Raw genomic sequence first — 17412 nt, forward strand, 5'->3', positions numbered from 1 at the left:
AGTAGCTGGACGATACACTTTGCACCGACTGAATGAACAGTTAACAGTTGTTAGTTCTTGCACACGGCTGGCGGCAGATTAAGCTGGCCGCCGATTTCCGAAGATTGGAGTGTTTCATGTCTCGCCGCTTGCCCGTGATTCTGCTGCTCGTTCTGTTGCCGTTGTGGCTGGCCGCCAGCTATGGCGTGCGTTATGGCTTTATGGAGGACGGGCAGTGGGTCGGTATCTGCGTGGACGAGGCCAGTCGCTGGGAATGCCAGGTGCGTTCGAACCTTGGGTTGATGATTCATTTCAAGGTATTGGGCTGGACGGCGCTCGGCGCGGCGCTGGTCGGTTTCGTGTTGCCCGGGCGGGCAGGATGGTGGCTGGCAGTGCTGGCGCTGGTGTTTGGGGTGCCGGCACTGGCGTTGTACAACACGACGTTGGCGGTGTTTGCGTTGGTGATTGCCGGGTTGCGTCTGGTCCGCGAGTCCCGTAGCGTCTGATCGTCAGCTATCGCGAGCAGGCTCACTCCTACAAGGGGAACGCATTCCAAACTGTAGGAGTGAGCCTGCTCGCGATTGGGCATTTCAGTCGATGAATATTAAATCTTGTGAACGCGCAGGCAGCGCCACAGTGCAGCAACCATCAACAAACTCGCCAACGCCCAACCCCACGCCTGCTGATTCTGCAAACCTTCCTGATACAACTGCGGCGCAATCCCTGCACCGACAATAAACGTCAGCAGAGCAATCTCGCGACGTGGCACGCTGACCGGGCGGCACAGATACACCAGTGCCGGCAGCACAAACGCCATGCTCGCAAAGCTGCGATAACGCGGATCGAAGACCATCTCGAGCATCATCACCGCCGCCGCAAAACCTGCCGCCGCGACCAGCCAGCCAGCGCGACGCTCAAGCACATTGAACGCACGTTCGCGCCAGCCCGTGCGCGCACTCAGCGTCAATGCAGCGTGCGCCAACACCAAAAGATTCAGCGCCGTCAGCAAGCCGACCCACAGCCACTCACTGGCAAACCGCGTGGTCACTCGCGCCAGATCACCCCAGGCGCCAGTCGAGCAGGCGGCGAGGGCGCCCAGAAGTGGCAACACCAGCGCCGAGCGCGTAGTGCGAACGCGACCGCCAAGGATCAGCGTGCCAAGAAAAATCAAACCACCGACCGCCAGCCATTCCTTCCAGTACGGCACGTTGGTCACCGGCCCGGCGAGCACGCCCTTGTCCTGGCGATCGGCATCAAACAACCCCCAGTAACCGCCGACCGCGCCTTCACTGCCGCGCTTCCACGGCTGGTCAAACGCTTCGATCAGGTTGTAATGCCAGCCTTCCTTCTCGGCCATCGCGACAAAGCCACGAATGAATTTGGCCTCGTTGACCCGGCTCGGCAGGGCGGTCTCGCGCTGGCGGCCTTCGCTCGGCCAGCCGGTTTCGCCGATCATCACGTCTTTCGGCGCAAATTTATTGCCGAACACTTGGCGCACATCTGCGACGTGTTGCAGGGCGACATCGATGTTCGATGGATCATCTTCCCAGTACGGCAGCAAATGGATGGTCAGGAAATCCACTGCCGGCGCGACTTCCGGATGCTTGAGCCAGAACTCCCAGACATCGGCGTAGGTGACCGGTTGCTTGATCTGGCTTTTGACCTTGTTGATCAGCTTCGCCAGTTGCGCACCGGTGACTTCCTTGCGCAGCAAGGCTTCGTTACCGACGATCACTGCACTGACCACGTCCGGGTTGGCATTGGCCGATTTGATCAGCAGGTCGACTTCTTTCTCGGTGTCCACCGGGTTGCTGTTGACCCACGCGCCGATCATCAATTTCAAGCCGTGTTTGCGCGCCAGATCGGGCAGCGCCTCAAGGCCCGTCATCGAATAGGTACGAATGCATTCAAAGCGTGTCGCCAGTAACGCGAGGTCAGCGTCCATGCGTTCCGGGCGCAGCTTGAACGGCACGTCGAATGGCGATTGGTCTTTATCGAACGGGGTGTAGGAGGCGCATTGCAATTTATGCGTCGGGGTCGCGGCATCCGGCAGGATTACCGGTTGACCGAGGCCGTACCAGAAGCCGCCGAGGGCAAACAGCCCGAGCAGGCAGGCGAAGAGATAAGGCAGAAAGGGGAAGCGGGAAGTCGCGGACATGGTCAGGCCGAGTGGCTGCAAAGCGAGGCATGTTACCTGCATTTATAGTGGGGTTGGTGACCTGCATGATTTGCACATGCAAAGTTCGGGCGGATTATTTGGCGTCATTTATATAGCCGCGATTAATGGCCTTCTGATGTCGTTTCTCGTTGCCTTGAGGTCGCTGACAGAGCAGGTCGCCTGCGGCGTCAGGTTGATGATCAAGGCATCAGTACTCCGCTGATGTTCGAGTTGGTTTGCGGTCAGGCGTGATGGGGGCGCTGTGCACCATAACAATACGTTGACGATGCCCGGCATCCGTCGGGCGCAGCATTTCGGGGAAGTAACGATGAAGATGCGACGACTTTTAGGCGCAGGTGCCGCTCTGGTGCTTGCGATGAGTTCCACTTTCGCCAGCGCAGAAAAACAGACCCTGAACATCGGTTACGTTGATGGCTGGTCCGACAGCGTCGCGACCACCCACGTGGCCGCCGAAGTGATCAAACAGAAACTCGGCTACGACGTGAAACTGCAAGCCGTTGCCACCGGGATCATGTGGCAGGGTGTTGCCACCGGCAAGCTCGACGCCATGCTCTCGGCCTGGCTGCCCGTGACCCACGGCGAATACTGGACGAAGAACAAGGATCTGGTCGTCGATTACGGCCCGAACTTCAAGGATGCGAAAATCGGCCTGATCGTGCCCGAGTACGTCAAAGCCAAGTCGATCGAAGACCTGAAAACCGACGACACCTTCAAGAATCGTATCGTCGGCATCGACGCCGGTTCAGGCGTGATGCTCAAGACCGATCAGGCTATCAAGGATTATGGCCTCGACAAGTACTCGCTCAAGGCCAGTTCCGGCGCTGGCATGATCGCCGAACTGACCCGTGCCGAGAAGAAAAACGAATCCATCGCCGTCACCGGTTGGGTGCCGCACTGGATGTTCGCCAAGTGGAAACTGCGCTTCCTCGACGATCCGAAAGGCGTGTACGGCGCGGCTGAAACCGTGAACAGCATCGGCAGCAAAGAACTGGCGACCAAAGCGCCGGAAGTGGCCAAGTTCCTGAAGAACTTCCAGTGGGCGTCGAAAGACGAAATCGGCGAAGTCATGCTGGCGATACAGGACGGTGCCAAGCCTGAGGCGGCGGCCAAGGATTGGGTAGCCAAACACCCGGATCGCGTGGCTGACTGGACTAAATAAAAGCTTCACCGCCTAACCCTGTGGGAGCGAGCCTGCTCGCGAAAGCGATCTGTCAGTTGATACAAATATCGACTGAACCGACGCCTTCGCGAGCAGGCTCGCTCCCACAGTTGTTTTGTGGCGTACCGGAAATTGGCAAAAGTGTCATGGCGTTCTACTACTAAGGTCGTCTGTTACCGCGCTCGCAGCCGCATACATTAGCTATGTTCCAACAATAATCTGTGCTGCGAGGATAAAAACAATGAACGACAGCATTTACCTCTCGATTCAAAACAGTCCCCGATTCAAGGAGCTGGTGCGAAAAAGGGAAAAGTTCGCCTGGATACTCTCGGCGATCATGCTCGGGCTTTACTCTGGCTTCATTCTTCTGATCGCTTACGGGCCGCATATTCTGGGCGCGAAACTCAGTCCTGAGTCCTCGATTACCTGGGGTATTCCGATCGGTGTCGGACTGATTCTTTCGGCATTCATCCTCACCGCTATCTACGTGCGCCGCGCCAATGGCGAGTTTGACGACCTGAACAATGCGATTCTCAAGGAGGCTCAGCAATGATCCGGCGTCTACTGGCTTTATTGAGTGTTGCCGCTTTCGCGCCGAGTGTCTGGGCGGCGGATGCATTGACGGGTGAAGTGGCCAAGCAGCCGCTGAACATTCCTGCGATCCTGATGTTCGTGGCGTTCGTGGGTGCGACGCTCTACATCACCTACTGGGCCTCGAAGAAAAACAACTCGGCGGCCGACTACTATGCAGCGGGCGGCAAGATCACCGGTTTCCAGAACGGTCTGGCGATTGCCGGTGACTACATGTCGGCGGCGTCTTTCCTGGGGATTTCCGCGCTGGTGTTCACCTCCGGCTACGATGGCCTGATCTACTCGATCGGCTTCCTGGTGGGCTGGCCGATCATCCTGTTCCTGATCGCCGAGCGTCTGCGTAACCTGGGTAAATACACGTTTGCCGACGTGGCGTCCTACCGCCTCGGGCAAACCCAGATCCGCACGCTGTCGGCCTGCGGTTCGCTGGTGGTCGTGGCGTTCTACCTGATCGCGCAAATGGTCGGTGCCGGCAAGCTGATTCAGCTGCTGTTCGGTCTGGACTATCACGTCGCGGTGATTCTGGTCGGTGTGCTGATGTGCATGTACGTGCTGTTCGGCGGCATGCTGGCGACCACCTGGGTGCAGATCATCAAGGCTGTGCTGTTGCTGTCCGGTGCCTCGTTCATGGCGCTGATGGTAATGAAGCACGTAGGCTTCGACTTCAACACGCTGTTCTCCGAGGCGATCAAGGTTCACGCCAAAGGCGAAGCGATCATGAGCCCGGGCGGTCTGGTCAAGGATCCGATTTCGGCCTTCTCGCTGGGTCTGGCGCTGATGTTCGGTACGGCTGGCCTGCCACACATTCTGATGCGCTTCTTCACCGTGAGTGATGCAAAAGAAGCCCGCAAGAGCGTGCTCTACGCAACCGGCTTCATTGGCTACTTCTATATCCTGACTTTCATCATCGGCTTCGGCGCGATCCTGCTGGTCAGCACTAACCCGGCCTTCAAAGATGCTGCTGGCGCGCTGTTGGGCGGCAACAACATGGCGGCGGTGCACCTGGCCAACGCGGTCGGTGGCAGTATTTTCCTCGGCTTTATCTCGGCGGTGGCGTTCGCGACCATTCTGGCGGTTGTCGCCGGTCTGACTCTGGCGGGTGCTTCGGCGGTGTCTCACGACCTGTATGCCAGTGTGATCAAGAAGGGCAAGGCGAACGAGAAGGACGAGATTCGGGTTTCGAAGATCACCACTATTGCCTTGGCAGTGTTGGCGATTGGCTTGGGTATCCTGTTCGAAAGCCAGAACATTGCGTTCATGGTTGGCTTGGCGTTCTCGATCGCGGCGAGTTGCAACTTCCCGGTGCTGCTGCTTTCGATGTACTGGAAGAAGCTGACCACTCGCGGTGCGATGATTGGCGGCTGGCTGGGTTTGGTCAGTGCCGTTGGTTTGATGATCCTTGGCCCGACCATCTGGGTGCAGATTCTGCATCATGAGAAGGCGATCTTCCCTTACGAGTATCCGGCGCTGTTTTCGATGATCATTGCGTTCGTGGGGATCTGGTTCTTTTCGATCACTGACAAGTCGGCGGCAGCGGATAAAGAACGGGCGCTGTTCTTCCCTCAATTTGTGCGTTCGCAGACTGGGTTGGGGGCGAGTGGGGCGGTTTCGCATTGATGGTTTGATGGTTTTGTAAATGTTTTGCTGAATGCCCCGGTTGAGAGATCGGGGCATTTTTATTGGGCGGTTATCGGGCGGGCTGTGTTTTTTGTGTGGGTCGTGTGCATATCCGTTGCTGCGGTAACGGCTGCTTAGGGTTCCGCCCTTACGGCGGGTCACCTTTTCCAAACGCCGAAAAGGTAACCCAAAAGGCTTGCTCCTACGTCCGGCCCGCTCGCTGGGGCTCGGGGTCCCTTCGCTCCGGGATTGTTCCGGGCGCAGCGCCTACGGTTTGCTTCGCTGCACCTCCTCTCGCTGTGTTTGGCTGCGCCAAACGGTCGCTGCGCTCCCACGCCCGGATCAATCCCTCCGCTCAGCCTTTCGACGTCGCTCGTGGAGCAAGATCAAGAGCAGGCGAGCTGACACTCGGCCTATTGAGTGGTGAAAAGCGTGTGTTCGGCTTTGGTTCGGTGTTGGATTCGCCCCTCACCCCAGCCCTCTCCCTAAGGAGAGGGAGCCGATTTGTGAGCCTTTCAGAACCTGAGTTCGACTCGGTGTTTCACGTCGGCGTACCTCCCCCAAACACCGCGGTCAGTTCCCTCTCTCTCGGGGAGAGGGCTAGGGTGAGGGGCTCTTGATCTGGCTTGTGATCTTGCTTTGGCTTTGGCTTTGGCTTCGGCTTTTGATCTCAAGCCCCTTCGGCAGGCCGAGCGGAGGTGTTCATCCGGGGGTAGGCGCGCAGCGCCGTGCGGCGTAGCCGCATACATCGAGAGGAGGTGCAGCGAAGCAAACCGTAGGCGATGCCCCCGGATGGACACCGTAGCGAGGGAACACTGAGCCTCAGCGAAGTGCCGTACGCCAGGGGCAAAGCCTTTTGCTTACTTTTCGGCGTCTGGAAAAGTGAGTCGCTGTAAGAGCGAAACCGCCAGCGGCAACACCCGCAGCAACGGATATGTCCCCAATCACCAAAAAAACCGCGAAAGCACAAACAAAAACGGCCTCTATATAAATAGAGGCCGTTCCCGGTACAACTAAGACTTCATCGCAAGACAGGTCTTATTTGCGGTCTTCCAGCTTGGTGATATCACGCGACTCGTAGCCGGTGTACAGCTGGCGCGGACGGCCAATCTTGTACGGGCTGGAGAGCATTTCTTTCCAGTGGGAGATCCAGCCAACAGTACGTGCCAACGCAAAAATCACGGTGAACATGCTGGTCGGAATGCCGATCGCCTTGAGGATGATCCCCGAGTAGAAGTCGACGTTCGGGTACAGCGAGCGCTCGATGAAGTACGGGTCGGTCAGCGCGATCTCTTCCAGGCGCATGGCCAGTTCGAGTTGCGGATCGTTGTTGATGCCCAGTTCCTTCAGTACTTCGTCACAGGTCTGCTTCATTACAGTCGCGCGAGGATCGCGGTTCTTGTAAACGCGGTGACCGAAGCCCATCAGTTTGAACGGATCGTTCTTGTCCTTGGCCTTGGCGATGAACTTGTCGATGTTCGACACATCGCCAATCTCGTCAAGCATGGTCAACACGGCTTCGTTCGCACCGCCGTGGGCAGGGCCCCACAGTGCGGCGATACCGGCGGCGATACAGGCGAACGGGTTGGCCCCCGAAGAACCTGCCAGGCGTACGGTAGAAGTCGAAGCGTTCTGCTCGTGGTCGGCGTGGAGGATGAAGATCCGGTCCATGGCCTTGGCGAGTACCGGGCTGATCGGTTTGATCTCGCACGGGGTGTTGAACATCATGTGCAGGAAGTTTTCCGCGTACGTCAGGTCGTTGCGCGGGTACATCATGGGTTGGCCCATGGAGTACTTGTAAACCATCGCTGCCAGGGTCGGCATCTTGGCAACCAGACGGATCGCGGAGATTTCGCGATGCTGCGGGTTATTGATGTCGAGGGAGTCGTGGTAGAAGGCCGAGAGGGCGCCGACTACACCGCACATGACGGCCATTGGGTGAGCGTCGCGACGGAAACCGTTGAAGAAGGTTTTCAGCTGCTCGTGAACCATGGTGTGGTTTTTCACGGTGCTGACGAACTGGGCCTTCTGTTCTGCGGTCGGCAATTCGCCGTTGAGCAGCAGGTAGCAGGTTTCCAGGTAGTCCGACTTTTCAGCCAGCTGTTCGATCGGGTAGCCGCGGTGCAACAGAATGCCGTTGTCGCCGTCAATATAGGTAATCTTCGATTCGCACGAGGCGGTCGACATGAAACCCGGGTCGAAAGTGAAGCGGCCCGTGGCCGTCAGGCCCCGAACATCGATTACATCGGGACCAACGGTGCCGGTTAAAATGGGCAGCTCGACGGGGGCTGCGCCCTCGATGATCAACTGCGCTTTTTTGTCAGCCATGTGGCCTCCTATTTATGCTTGAACCATCAGACAGACCCCCCACGCAGGGCCCGCACCACTATAGTGAGATAAATTCGAATGTCAATTTGCCTAAAGTCTTGCTCCAGAAGGCTTTAAGCGCACTTTTTCCTCGAAATTGACTGCCATTTACGCCTTTTATGCAACTTGTGCAATCAGCTATTGGGGGTAGGTGATTGCGTTGTCATTAGTAGCCTAACTGTCTATACTCGGCCACCGACCGCCAAGGGCTTTTGGGCTTGCTTTCATTGGGGGTCGCATCCCTGGGTGGTGGTTACCTGACCAGTGCACTCCCCAACAACTTTGCCCTGATTGTTAGGGGCTCTTCAGTGTGAAAAAAAAGCCGTGAAAAGCCAACGACCTGTAAACCTAGACCTAAGGACCATCAAACTCCCAGTCACTGCTTACACGTCCATTCTTCACCGTATCTCCGGTGTCATCCTCTTCGTGTGCCTTGCCATCATGCTTTATGCATTGGACAAGTCGCTGAGCTCCGAGGAAGGCTTCGGTCAGGTGAAAGCGTGTCTGACCAGTCCGCTAGCCAAGCTAGTGATTTGGGGCATCCTGTCCGCTCTGCTGTATCACCTGGTAGCCGGTGTGCGCCATTTGATCATGGACATGGGCATCGGTGAGACGCTGGAAGGCGGCAAGCTGGGCTCGAAAATCGTTATCGCCGTTTCCGTGGTGGTAATCGTTCTGGCAGGAGTTTGGATATGGTAACTAACGTCACGAACCTGTCGCGTTCGGGCCTCTATGACTGGATGGCGCAACGTGTGTCTGCGGTCGTTCTCGCGGCTTACTTCATCTTTCTGATCGGATACGTCGTGGCCCACCCTGGCCTCGAGTATGCCCAGTGGCATGAACTGTTCGCCCACAACGGGATGCGTATTTTCAGCCTCCTGGCCCTTGTTGCCCTCGGCGCTCACGCCTGGGTCGGCATGTGGACCATCGCGACTGACTACCTGACGCCAATGGCGTTCGGCAAGTCCGCAACGGCGATACGTTTCCTTTTCCAGGCAGTATGCGGCGTTGCGATGTTCGCTTACTTCGTCTGGGGTGTGCAGATTCTCTGGGGTATCTGAGTCATGGCTAACATTCCAACGATTTCTTTCGACGCCATCATTATTGGTGGTGGCGGTGCCGGCATGCGCGCTGCGCTGCAACTGGCACAGGGCGGTCACAAGACTGCCGTGATCACCAAGGTTTTCCCGACCCGTTCGCACACTGTATCCGCTCAGGGCGGCATCACCTGCGCAATCGCGTCCGCTGACCCGAACGATGACTGGCGCTGGCACATGTACGATACCGTCAAGGGCTCCGACTACATCGGTGATCAGGACGCTATCGAATACATGTGTCAGGAAGGCCCTGCTGCTGTTTACGAGCTGGACCACATGGGCATGCCGTTCTCGCGTACCGAACAAGGCCGCATCTACCAGCGTCCATTCGGTGGCCAGTCCAAGGACTACGGCAAGGGCGGTCAGGCTGCACGTACCTGCGCCGCTTCCGACCGTACCGGTCACGCGCTGCTGCACACCCTTTATCAGGGCAATCTGAAAGCCGGTACCACGTTCCTGAACGAGTACTACGCTGTCGATCTGGTGAAGAACCAGGAAGGCGACTTCGTCGGTGTGATCGCAATCTGCATCGAAACCGGCGAAACCACCTACATCCGCGCTAAGGCCACCGTACTGGCTACCGGCGGTGCAGGTCGTATCTACGCATCCACCACCAACGCCCTGATCAACACCGGTGACGGCGTCGGCATGGCTCTGCGTGCTGGCGTGCCGGTACAAGACATCGAAATGTGGCAGTTCCACCCGACCGGCATCGCCGGCGCCGGTGTACTGGTAACTGAAGGTTGCCGTGGTGAAGGTGGTTACCTGATCAACAAGCACGGCGAGCGTTTCATGGAGCGTTACGCTCCGAACGCCAAAGACCTTGCCGGTCGTGACGTGGTTGCTCGCTCGATGGTTAAAGAAATCATCGCCGGCAACGGTTGCGGTCCGAATGGCGACCACGTACTGCTCAAGCTCGACCATCTGGGCGAGGAAGTACTGCACAGCCGTCTGCCAGGCATCTGCGAACTGTCGAAGACTTTCGCGCACGTTGACCCGGTTGTTGCACCGGTTCCGGTTGTTCCGACTTGCCACTATATGATGGGCGGCGTTGCCACCAACATTCATGGCCAGGCGATCACCCAGGACGCTGAAGGCGTCGACAAGATCATCCCGGGTCTGTTCGCTGTAGGTGAAGTGGCTTGCGTATCGGTTCACGGTGCCAACCGTCTGGGCGGCAACTCGCTGCTCGACCTGGTGGTATTCGGCCGCGCTGCCGGCCTGCACCTGGAAAAAGCCCTGACCGACGGCATCGAATACGACGACGCTACCGAAGCCGACATCGAAGCTGCCTTGTCGCGTCTGAACGCGCTGAACAGCCGTACGGATGGCGAAGACGTGGCTACCCTGCGTCGCGAACTGCAAAACTGCATGCAGAACTACTTCGGTGTATTCCGTACCGGCGAATACATGCAGAAAGGTATCGCTCAGCTTGCTGATCTGCGTACCCGCATCGCCAACGTGAAGATCAACGATAAGTCGCAGGCGTTCAACACTGCCCGTATCGAAGCGCTGGAACTGCAAAACCTGCTGGAAGTGGCTGAAGCTACCGCCATCGCCGCTGAAGTCCGCAAAGAGTCGCGCGGTGCTCACGCCCGTGAAGACTTCGAAGACCGTGACGACGAAAACTGGCTGTGCCACACCCTGTACTTCCCGGGTGACAAGCGCGTCACCAAGCGTGCCGTGAACTTCTCGCCGAAGACTGTTCCGACTTTTGAACCTAAGATTCGGACTTATTAAGGGTGGCCGCCATGTTGCAAGTCAGCGTATATCGTTACAACCCTGATCAGGACGCCGCGCCGTTCATGCAGGAATTCCAGGTCGATACCGGTGGTAAAGACCTGATGGTGCTGGACGTACTGGCCCTGATCAAAGAGCAGGACGAAGGTTTCTCCTATCGTCGCTCTTGCCGTGAAGGCGTTTGCGGTTCCGACGGCATGAACATCAACGGCAAGAACGGTCTGGCGTGCATCACGCCGCTGTCTGCCGTTGTAAAAGGTAACAAGTTGATCGTTCGTCCGCTGCCAGGTTTGCCGGTTATCCGTGACCTGGTCGTCGATATGAGCATCTTCTACAAGCAATACGAGAAGGTGAAACCTTACCTGCAGAACGACACGCCGGCTCCGGCCATCGAGCGTCTGCAGTCGCCAGAAGAGCGTGAAAAGCTCGACGGTCTGTACGAGTGCATCCTGTGCGCCTGCTGCTCGACCTCTTGCCCGTCCTTCTGGTGGAACCCGGACAAGTTCCTGGGTCCAGCTGCGCTGCTGCAAGCTTATCGCTTCCTGGCAGACAGCCGTGACACCAAGACATCCGAGCGTCTGGCTTCGCTCGATGACCCGTTCAGCGTTTTCCGCTGCCGGGGCATCATGAACTGCGTCAACGTATGTCCGAAAGGCCTGAACCCGACTAAGGCCATCGGTCACATCCGTAACATGCTGCTTTCGAGCGGCGTGTGATTCAGCTGCTGTAACCGCTGTACCGTAGAGGCTGTGGCGCGGGCTTCAACCCGCGTCATGGCTATAACCAGAGCAGTAGCCATAAGCTGCGGCTCTTATTTTGAAGAAATGAGACAAGCAGGGGCATCCGGGCTGGTACCCGGACTATCAGTGTGATCCTAAGTGGCTTGTTTTAGTCGCTGCATTCGGACTTCTGCAAGTTTGCTCGGTGTCGACATCGATGGTGTTCCCCTAACCGAGGGTGACCAAGCATGCAAGAAAGCGTGATGCAGCGCATGTGGAACAGCGCCTACCTTTCAGGTGGAAACGCTGCCTATGTGGAAGAGCTTTATGAGCTCTACCTGCACGACCCTAACGCTGTGCCAGAAGAGTGGCGCACCTACTTTCAGAAGTTGCCTGCCGACGGCAACTCTGCCACTGATGTTTCGCACTCGACAATTCGCGACCATTTCGTGCTGCTGGCAAAGAACCAGCGCCGCGCTCAACCGGTTTCCGCCGGCAGCGTGAGCAGTGAGCACGAGAAGAAGCAAGTTGAAGTGCTGCGATTGATCCAGGCCTACCGTATGCGTGGCCACCAGGCAGCCCAGCTTGACCCGCTGGGGCTGTGGCAGCGTCCTGCACCTGCAGACCTGTCGATCAATCATTACGGCTTGACCAATGCCGATCTTGATACGACCTTCCGTGCCGGCGACCTGTTCATCGGCAAAGAGGAAGCGAGCCTACGCGAAATTCACGAAGCGTTGCAGCAGACATATTGCCGCACCATCGGCGCTGAATTTACGCACATCACCGATTCCGAGCAGCGCCAGTGGTTCCAGCAGCGTCTGGAAAGCGTGCGTGGTCGTCCGACGTACTCCGCCGACATCAAGAGCCACCTGCTTGAGCGCGTGACCGCCGGTGAAGGCCTGGAAAAATACCTGGGCACCAAATACCCGGGCACCAAGCGTTTCGGTCTGGAAGGCGGCGAAAGCCTGATTCCGATGCTCGACGAACTGATCCAGCGTTCCGGTTCCTACGGCACCAAGGAAGTCGTCATCGGCATGGCCCACCGTGGCCGTCTGAACGTGCTGGTCAACACCTTCGGCAAGAACCCGCGCGAGCTGTTCGACGAGTTCGAAGGCAAGAAGAAGGTCGAGCTGGGTTCCGGTGACGTTAAATACCACCAGGGCTTCTCGTCCAACGTGATGACCGCCGGCGGTGAAGTTCACCTGGCCATGGCGTTCAACCCGTCCCACCTGGAAATCGTTTCCCCGGTGGTAGAAGGTTCGGTTCGCGCCCGTCAGGATCGTCGTAACGACCCGACCGGTGAAAAGGTTCTGCCGATCTCCATCCACGGTGATGCTGCATTCGCAGGTCAGGGCGTGGTCATGGAAACCTTCCAGATGTCGCAGACCCGCGGTTTCAAGACCGGCGGTACCGTGCACATCGTGATCAACAACCAGGTGGGTTTCACCATCAGCAACCCGCTGGACTCGCGTTCCACCGAGTACGCCACCGACGTTGCCAAGATGATCCAGGCGCCGATCCTCCATGTGAATGGTGATGATCCGGAAGCCGTGTTGTTCGTGACCCAGTTGGCCATCGACTACCGCATGCAATTCAAGCGTGACGTGGTGATCGACCTGGTCTGCTACCGTCGTCGCGGCCACAACGAAGCCGACGAGCCAAGCGGCACCCAGCCTCTGATGTATCAGCAGATCACCAAGCAGCGCACCACCCGTGAGCTGTACGCTGATCGTCTGACCCAGGGCGGTGTTCTGGACGCTGAACGTGTTCAGGCCAAGGTCGACGAATACCGCAACGCGCTGGACAACGGTCTGCACGTAGTGAAATCGCTGGTCAAAGAGCCGAACAAAGAGCTGTTCGTGGACTGGCGTCCGTATCTGGGCCACGCCTGGACTGCGCGTCACGACACTCGCTTCGATCTGAAGACCCTGCAGGAACTGTCCGCCAAGCTGCTGGAAATTCCGGAAGGCTTCGTGGTTCAGCGTCAGGTTTCGAAGATCTACGAAGACCGTCAGAAGATGCAAGCCGGCGGCCTGCCGATCAACTGGGGTTACGCTGAAACCATGGCGTACGCGACCCTGGCGTTCGAAGGTCATCCGATCCGCATGACTGGTCAGGACATCGGCCGCGGTACGTTCTCGCACCGTCACGCTGTGTTGCACAACCAGAAAGACGCGGGCACCTACATTCCTTTGCAGCACCTGTACGACGGTCAGCCACGCTTTGATCTGTACGACTCGTTCCTGTCGGAAGAAGCGGTACTGGCGTTCGAATACGGTTACTCGACCACCACGCCGGATGCGCTGGTGATCTGGGAAGCCCAGTTCGGCGACTTCGCCAACGGTGCACAGGTTGTGATCGACCAGTTCATCACCAGCGGCGAGCACAAGTGGGGCCGTCTCTGCGGTCTGACCATGTTGCTGCCACACGGTTACGAAGGTCAGGGCCCTGAGCACAGCTCGGCACGTCTTGAGCGTTACCTGCAACTGTGCGCCGAGCACAATATTCAGGTTGCCGTACCGACCACGCCAGCGCAGATCTACCACTTGCTGCGTCGTCAGGTGATTCGTCCGCTGCGCAAACCGTTGATCGTGCTGACGCCGAAGTCGCTGCTGCGCCACAAGCTGGCCATCTCGACCCTGGAAGATCTGGCCGAAGGTTCGTTCCAGACCGTGATCCCGGAAATCGATACCCTGGACCCGAAAAAGGTCGAGCGTGTTGTTCTGTGTAGCGGCAAGGTCTACTACGACCTGCTGGAAAAACGCCGTGCCGAAGGCCGTGAAGATATTGCCATCGTGCGTATCGAGCAGCTGTACCCATTCCCTGAGGACGACTTGAAAGAAGTCCTGGCTCCGTACACCAACGTCAAGAATGCCGTTTGGTGTCAGGAAGAGCCGATGAACCAGGGCGCCTGGTACTGCAGCCAACACCACTTGCGTCGCAGCATCGGGAACCTCGACAAGTCTCTCGTACTTGAGTACGCGGGCCGTGAGGCTTCTGCTGCACCTGCTTGTGGTTACGCATCGATGCACGCCGAGCAGCAGGAAAAACTCCTGCAAGACGCGTTTACCATTTAACGCCTTCGCGCACCTGAAACCGAATTTAAGGAACTACAGATAATGGCTATCGAGATCAAAGCCCCCACTTTCCCGGAATCGGTTGCCGATGGCACCGTTGCCACCTGGCACAAACAACCGGGCGACGCCGTCAAGCGTGACGACCTGATCGTCGACATCGAAACTGACAAAGTCGTACTGGAAGTTCTGGCTACCGCCGACGGCGTGCTGGGCGCAATCGTCAAGAACGAAGGCGACACCGTTCTGTCCGACGAAGTGCTGGGCTCCATCGAAGCGGGCGGCGCTGCTGCCGCTGCTCCAGCCGCCGCTGCTGCTCCGGCCGCTGCCGCTGCTCCAGCTGCTGCTGAAGGCGAAGACGATCCTGTTGCTGCTCCTGCTGCGCGCAAGCTGGCTGAAGAAAACGGCATCAACATCGCTTCCGTTGCCGGCACCGGCAAGGGCGGTCGTGTGACCAAGGAAGACGTAGTCGCTGCTGTTGCTGCCAAGAAAGCCGCTCCGGCTGCCGCGCCTGCCAAGGCTGCTGCTCCTTCGGCCGCCGCTCCTGTGTTCGCCGCTGGCGACCGCATCGAGAAGCGCGTACCGATGACCCGCGTTCGCGCCACCGTGGCCAAGCGTCTGGTTGAAGCTCAGTCGAACATGGCGATGCTGACCACTTTCAACGAAGTCGACATGACTGAAGTCATGGCCCTGCGTTCGAAGTACAAGGACCTGTTCGAGAAGTCCCACAACGGCGTACGCCTGGGCTTCATGTCGTTCTTCGTCAAGGCTGCTACCGAAGCGCTGAAACGCTTCCCGGCTGTCAACGCGTCGATCGACGGCGGCGACATCGTTTACCACGGTTACGCGGACATCGGCGTTGCCGTTTCCAGCGACCGTGGCCTGGTTGTTCCGGTTCTGCGTAACGCCGAACTGATGAGCCTGGCTGAAATCGAAGGCGGCATCGCAACATTCGGCAAAAAAGCCCGTGACGGCAAACTGTCGATGGACGAGATGACCGGTGGTACCTTCACCATCACCAACGGTGGTACCTTCGGTTCGATGATGTCGACCCCGATCGTCAACCCGCCGCAGGCAGCGATTCTGGGCATGCACAACATCATCCAGCGTCCTATGGCCATCAACGGTCAGGTCGTTATCCGTCCGATGATGTACCTGGCACTGTCCTACGATCACCGTCTGATCGATGGCAAAGAAGCTGTGACCTTCCTGGTGACCATCAAGAACCTGCTGGAAGATCCGGCTCGTCTGTTGCTGGATATCTAAAAAACAGCTGCAAGTTTCAAGTTTCAAGCCACAAGCTCAAAGCGAGCGGGGTGGCTGGGAACTTGTAGCTTGCGGCTTGTAGCTTTATTGCTAAAGAGGATTTTTTGAATGTCGCAGAAATTTGACGTAGTAGTGATCGGTGCTGGCCCTGGTGGCTACGTGGCTGCCATCAAGGCCGCGCAGCTGGGTCTGACCACTGCCTGCATCGAGAAGTACACCGACGCAGAAGGCAAGCAAGCCCTGGGCGGCACCTGCCTGAACGTGGGCTGCATTCCTTCCAAGGCGCTGCTCGACAGCTCCTGGAAATACAAGGAAGCGAAAGAAAGCTTCAACGTTCACGGTATCTCGACCGGCGAAGTCAAAATGGACGTCGCTGCGATGGTTGGCCGCAAGGCTGGCATCGTCAAGAACCTGACCGGCGGCGTTGCCACCCTGTTCAAGGCCAACGGGGTTACTTCGATCCAGGGCCACGGCAAACTGCTGGCTGGCAAGAAAGTCGAAGTCACCAAGCCAGACGGCTCGGTTGAAGTCATCGAAGCTGAAAACGTGATCCTGGCTCCAGGCTCGCGTCCGATCGACATTCCACCGGCTCCGGTTGATCAGAAAGTCATCGTTGATTCGACTGGCGCACTGGAATTCCAGACCGTACCTAAGCGTCTGGGCGTGATCGGCGCTGGCGTGATCGGTCTGGAACTGGGTTCGGTATGGTCGCGTCTGGGCTCCGAAGTTGTTGTTCTGGAAGCTCTGGACACTTTCCTGATGGCAGCGGACACCGCTGTTTCCAAGGAAGCGCTGAAAACCCTGACCAAACAAGGTCTGGACATCAAACTGGGCGCTCGCGTAACCGGTTCGAAAGTCAACGGCGACGAAGTCGTTGTGAACTACACCGATGCCAACGGCGAACAGACCATCACTTTCGACAAGCTGATCGTAGCCGTTGGTCGCCGTCCAGTGACCACTGATCTGCTGGCTTCTGACAGCGGCGTGACCCTCGACGAGCGCGGTTTCGTGCACGTTGACGATCACTGCGCGACCACCGTACCGGGCGTTTTCGCCATCGGTGACGTGGTTCGCGGCATGATGCTGGCTCACAAGGCTTCCGAAGAAGGCATCATGGTTGTCGAGCGCATCAAGGGCCACAAAGCCCAGATGAACTATGACCTGATCCCTTCGGTTATTTATACTCACCCGGAAATCGCGTGGGTTGGCAAAACCGAGCAGGCCTTGAAAGCTGAAGGCGTTGAAGTTAACGTCGGCACCTTCCCGTTCGCCGCTTCTGGCCGTGCCATGGCCGCCAACGATACCGGTGGTTTCGTCAAGGTCATCGCTGATGCCAAGACTGACCGCGTATTGGGCGTGCACGTGATTGGTCCGAGCGCTGCAGAACTGGTTCAGCAGGGCGCGATCGGTATGGAATTCGGCACCAGCGCTGAAGACCTGGGCATGATGGTTTTCTCCCATCCGACCCTGTCTGAAGCCTTGCACGAAGCTGCTCTGGCGGTGAATGGCGGCGCCATCCACATTGCCAACCGCAAAAAGCGTTAACAGACAATAAGAAACCACGGCGGTAACGGCCCGTCGTGAGCCTTGCGAGCAAGTCTCACCGCGGAATGTCCGCTGG

General features: G+C 57.9%; 13 protein-coding genes. 11 read left to right on the forward strand and 2 right to left on the reverse strand.

Annotated features, from left to right (window positions below):
- Window positions 1–116: 116 nt before the first annotated feature.
- Window positions 117–485, forward strand: a complete 369-nt coding sequence (locus tag U6037_RS08120; protein ID WP_322846377.1) for a hypothetical protein — start codon at window positions 117–119, stop codon at window positions 483–485.
- A gap of 98 nt (window positions 486–583) precedes the next feature.
- On the opposite strand, the gene U6037_RS08125 is transcribed toward U6037_RS08120, so the two are convergent.
- Window positions 584–2179, reverse strand: a complete 1596-nt coding sequence (locus U6037_RS08125; RefSeq protein ID WP_322846378.1) for a beta (1-6) glucans synthase — start codon at window positions 2177–2179, stop codon at window positions 584–586.
- Window positions 2180–2465: 286 nt separating this feature from the next.
- Between U6037_RS08125 and U6037_RS08130 the strand changes: the two genes are divergently transcribed.
- The 3 genes from U6037_RS08130 to U6037_RS08140 all read left to right on the forward strand — a co-directional run bounded on the left by U6037_RS08130 (window position 2466) and on the right by U6037_RS08140 (window position 5525).
- Window positions 2466–3317, forward strand: a complete 852-nt coding sequence (locus U6037_RS08130; protein WP_122661512.1) for a glycine betaine ABC transporter substrate-binding protein — start codon at window positions 2466–2468, stop codon at window positions 3315–3317.
- A 241-nt stretch (window positions 3318–3558) separates the two neighbouring features.
- Entirely contained in the window at window positions 3559–3870 is a 312-nt protein-coding gene (locus U6037_RS08135; protein ID WP_007919908.1) for a DUF485 domain-containing protein, read from the forward strand.
- Window positions 3867–5525, forward strand: a complete 1659-nt coding sequence (locus tag U6037_RS08140; RefSeq protein ID WP_016987517.1) for a cation acetate symporter — start codon at window positions 3867–3869, stop codon at window positions 5523–5525. Before U6037_RS08135 ends, U6037_RS08140 begins: the two co-directional genes overlap by 4 nt.
- Before the next feature lie 1038 nt (window positions 5526–6563).
- Here U6037_RS08140 and gltA read toward each other — a convergent pair.
- On the reverse strand, window positions 6564–7853 hold the full coding sequence (gltA, locus tag U6037_RS08145) for a citrate synthase (RefSeq protein WP_003222994.1): 1290 nt from the start codon (window positions 7851–7853) through the stop codon (window positions 6564–6566).
- 363 nt (window positions 7854–8216) lie between these two features.
- Here gltA and sdhC point away from each other — a divergent pair, with 363 nt between their 5' ends.
- The 7 genes from sdhC (at window position 8217) to lpdA (ending at window position 17336) form a co-directional block, all read left to right on the forward strand.
- Complete coding sequence (gene sdhC / locus U6037_RS08150; protein ID WP_016773673.1) at window positions 8217–8591, forward strand: succinate dehydrogenase, cytochrome b556 subunit; 375 nt, start codon at window positions 8217–8219, stop codon at window positions 8589–8591.
- Complete coding sequence (gene sdhD, locus U6037_RS08155) at window positions 8585–8953, forward strand: succinate dehydrogenase, hydrophobic membrane anchor protein (RefSeq protein ID WP_003222999.1); 369 nt, start codon at window positions 8585–8587, stop codon at window positions 8951–8953. The genes sdhC and sdhD overlap by 7 nt, the downstream gene beginning before the upstream one ends.
- Before the next feature lie 3 nt (window positions 8954–8956).
- Entirely contained in the window at window positions 8957–10729 is a 1773-nt protein-coding gene (sdhA, locus tag U6037_RS08160) for a succinate dehydrogenase flavoprotein subunit (protein ID WP_008077944.1), read from the forward strand.
- An 11-nt stretch (window positions 10730–10740) separates the two neighbouring features.
- Window positions 10741–11445, forward strand: coding sequence for a succinate dehydrogenase iron-sulfur subunit (locus tag U6037_RS08165; protein WP_003223007.1), 705 nt, complete (start codon window positions 10741–10743; stop codon window positions 11443–11445).
- 251 nt (window positions 11446–11696) lie between these two features.
- On the forward strand, window positions 11697–14528 hold the full coding sequence (locus U6037_RS08170; RefSeq protein WP_077571705.1) for a 2-oxoglutarate dehydrogenase E1 component: 2832 nt from the start codon (window positions 11697–11699) through the stop codon (window positions 14526–14528).
- A 42-nt stretch (window positions 14529–14570) separates the two neighbouring features.
- Window positions 14571–15791 carry a 2-oxoglutarate dehydrogenase complex dihydrolipoyllysine-residue succinyltransferase gene (gene odhB, locus U6037_RS08175; RefSeq protein WP_099758392.1) on the forward strand — a complete coding sequence of 407 codons (1221 nt, stop codon included), beginning with the start codon at window positions 14571–14573 and terminating at the stop codon, window positions 15789–15791.
- A 108-nt stretch (window positions 15792–15899) separates the two neighbouring features.
- The gene (lpdA, locus tag U6037_RS08180) at window positions 15900–17336 is read left to right on the forward strand and encodes a dihydrolipoyl dehydrogenase (protein WP_034156249.1); all 1437 of its coding nucleotides are present in this window, start codon (window positions 15900–15902) and stop codon (window positions 17334–17336) included.
- Window positions 17337–17412 lie beyond the last annotated feature (76 nt).

The organism is Pseudomonas sp. B33.4 (genome assembly GCF_034555375.1).
GTDB lineage: Bacteria > Pseudomonadota > Gammaproteobacteria > Pseudomonadales > Pseudomonadaceae > Aquipseudomonas.

Excerpts from the sequence above, each read along its gene's own strand:
- U6037_RS08120 (WP_322846377.1), top strand. The coding sequence starts at position 117 with ATGTCTCGCCGCTTGCCCGTGATTCTGCTGCTCGTTCTGTTGCCGTTG.
- U6037_RS08125 (WP_322846378.1), bottom strand. The coding sequence starts at position 2,179 with ATGCAGGTAACATGCCTCGCTTTGCAGCCACTCGGCCTGACCATGTCC.
- U6037_RS08130 (WP_122661512.1), top strand. The coding sequence starts at position 2,466 with ATGAAGATGCGACGACTTTTAGGCGCAGGTGCCGCTCTGGTGCTTGCG.
- U6037_RS08135 (WP_007919908.1), top strand. The coding sequence starts at position 3,559 with ATGAACGACAGCATTTACCTCTCGATTCAAAACAGTCCCCGATTCAAG.
- U6037_RS08140 (WP_016987517.1), top strand. The coding sequence starts at position 3,867 with ATGATCCGGCGTCTACTGGCTTTATTGAGTGTTGCCGCTTTCGCGCCG.
- gltA (WP_003222994.1), bottom strand. The coding sequence starts at position 7,853 with ATGGCTGACAAAAAAGCGCAGTTGATCATCGAGGGCGCAGCCCCCGTC.
- sdhD (WP_003222999.1), top strand. The coding sequence starts at position 8,585 with ATGGTAACTAACGTCACGAACCTGTCGCGTTCGGGCCTCTATGACTGG.
- sdhA (WP_008077944.1), top strand. The coding sequence starts at position 8,957 with ATGGCTAACATTCCAACGATTTCTTTCGACGCCATCATTATTGGTGGT.
- U6037_RS08165 (WP_003223007.1), top strand. The coding sequence starts at position 10,741 with ATGTTGCAAGTCAGCGTATATCGTTACAACCCTGATCAGGACGCCGCG.
- U6037_RS08170 (WP_077571705.1), top strand. The coding sequence starts at position 11,697 with ATGCAAGAAAGCGTGATGCAGCGCATGTGGAACAGCGCCTACCTTTCA.
- odhB (WP_099758392.1), top strand. The coding sequence starts at position 14,571 with ATGGCTATCGAGATCAAAGCCCCCACTTTCCCGGAATCGGTTGCCGAT.
- lpdA (WP_034156249.1), top strand. The coding sequence starts at position 15,900 with ATGTCGCAGAAATTTGACGTAGTAGTGATCGGTGCTGGCCCTGGTGGC.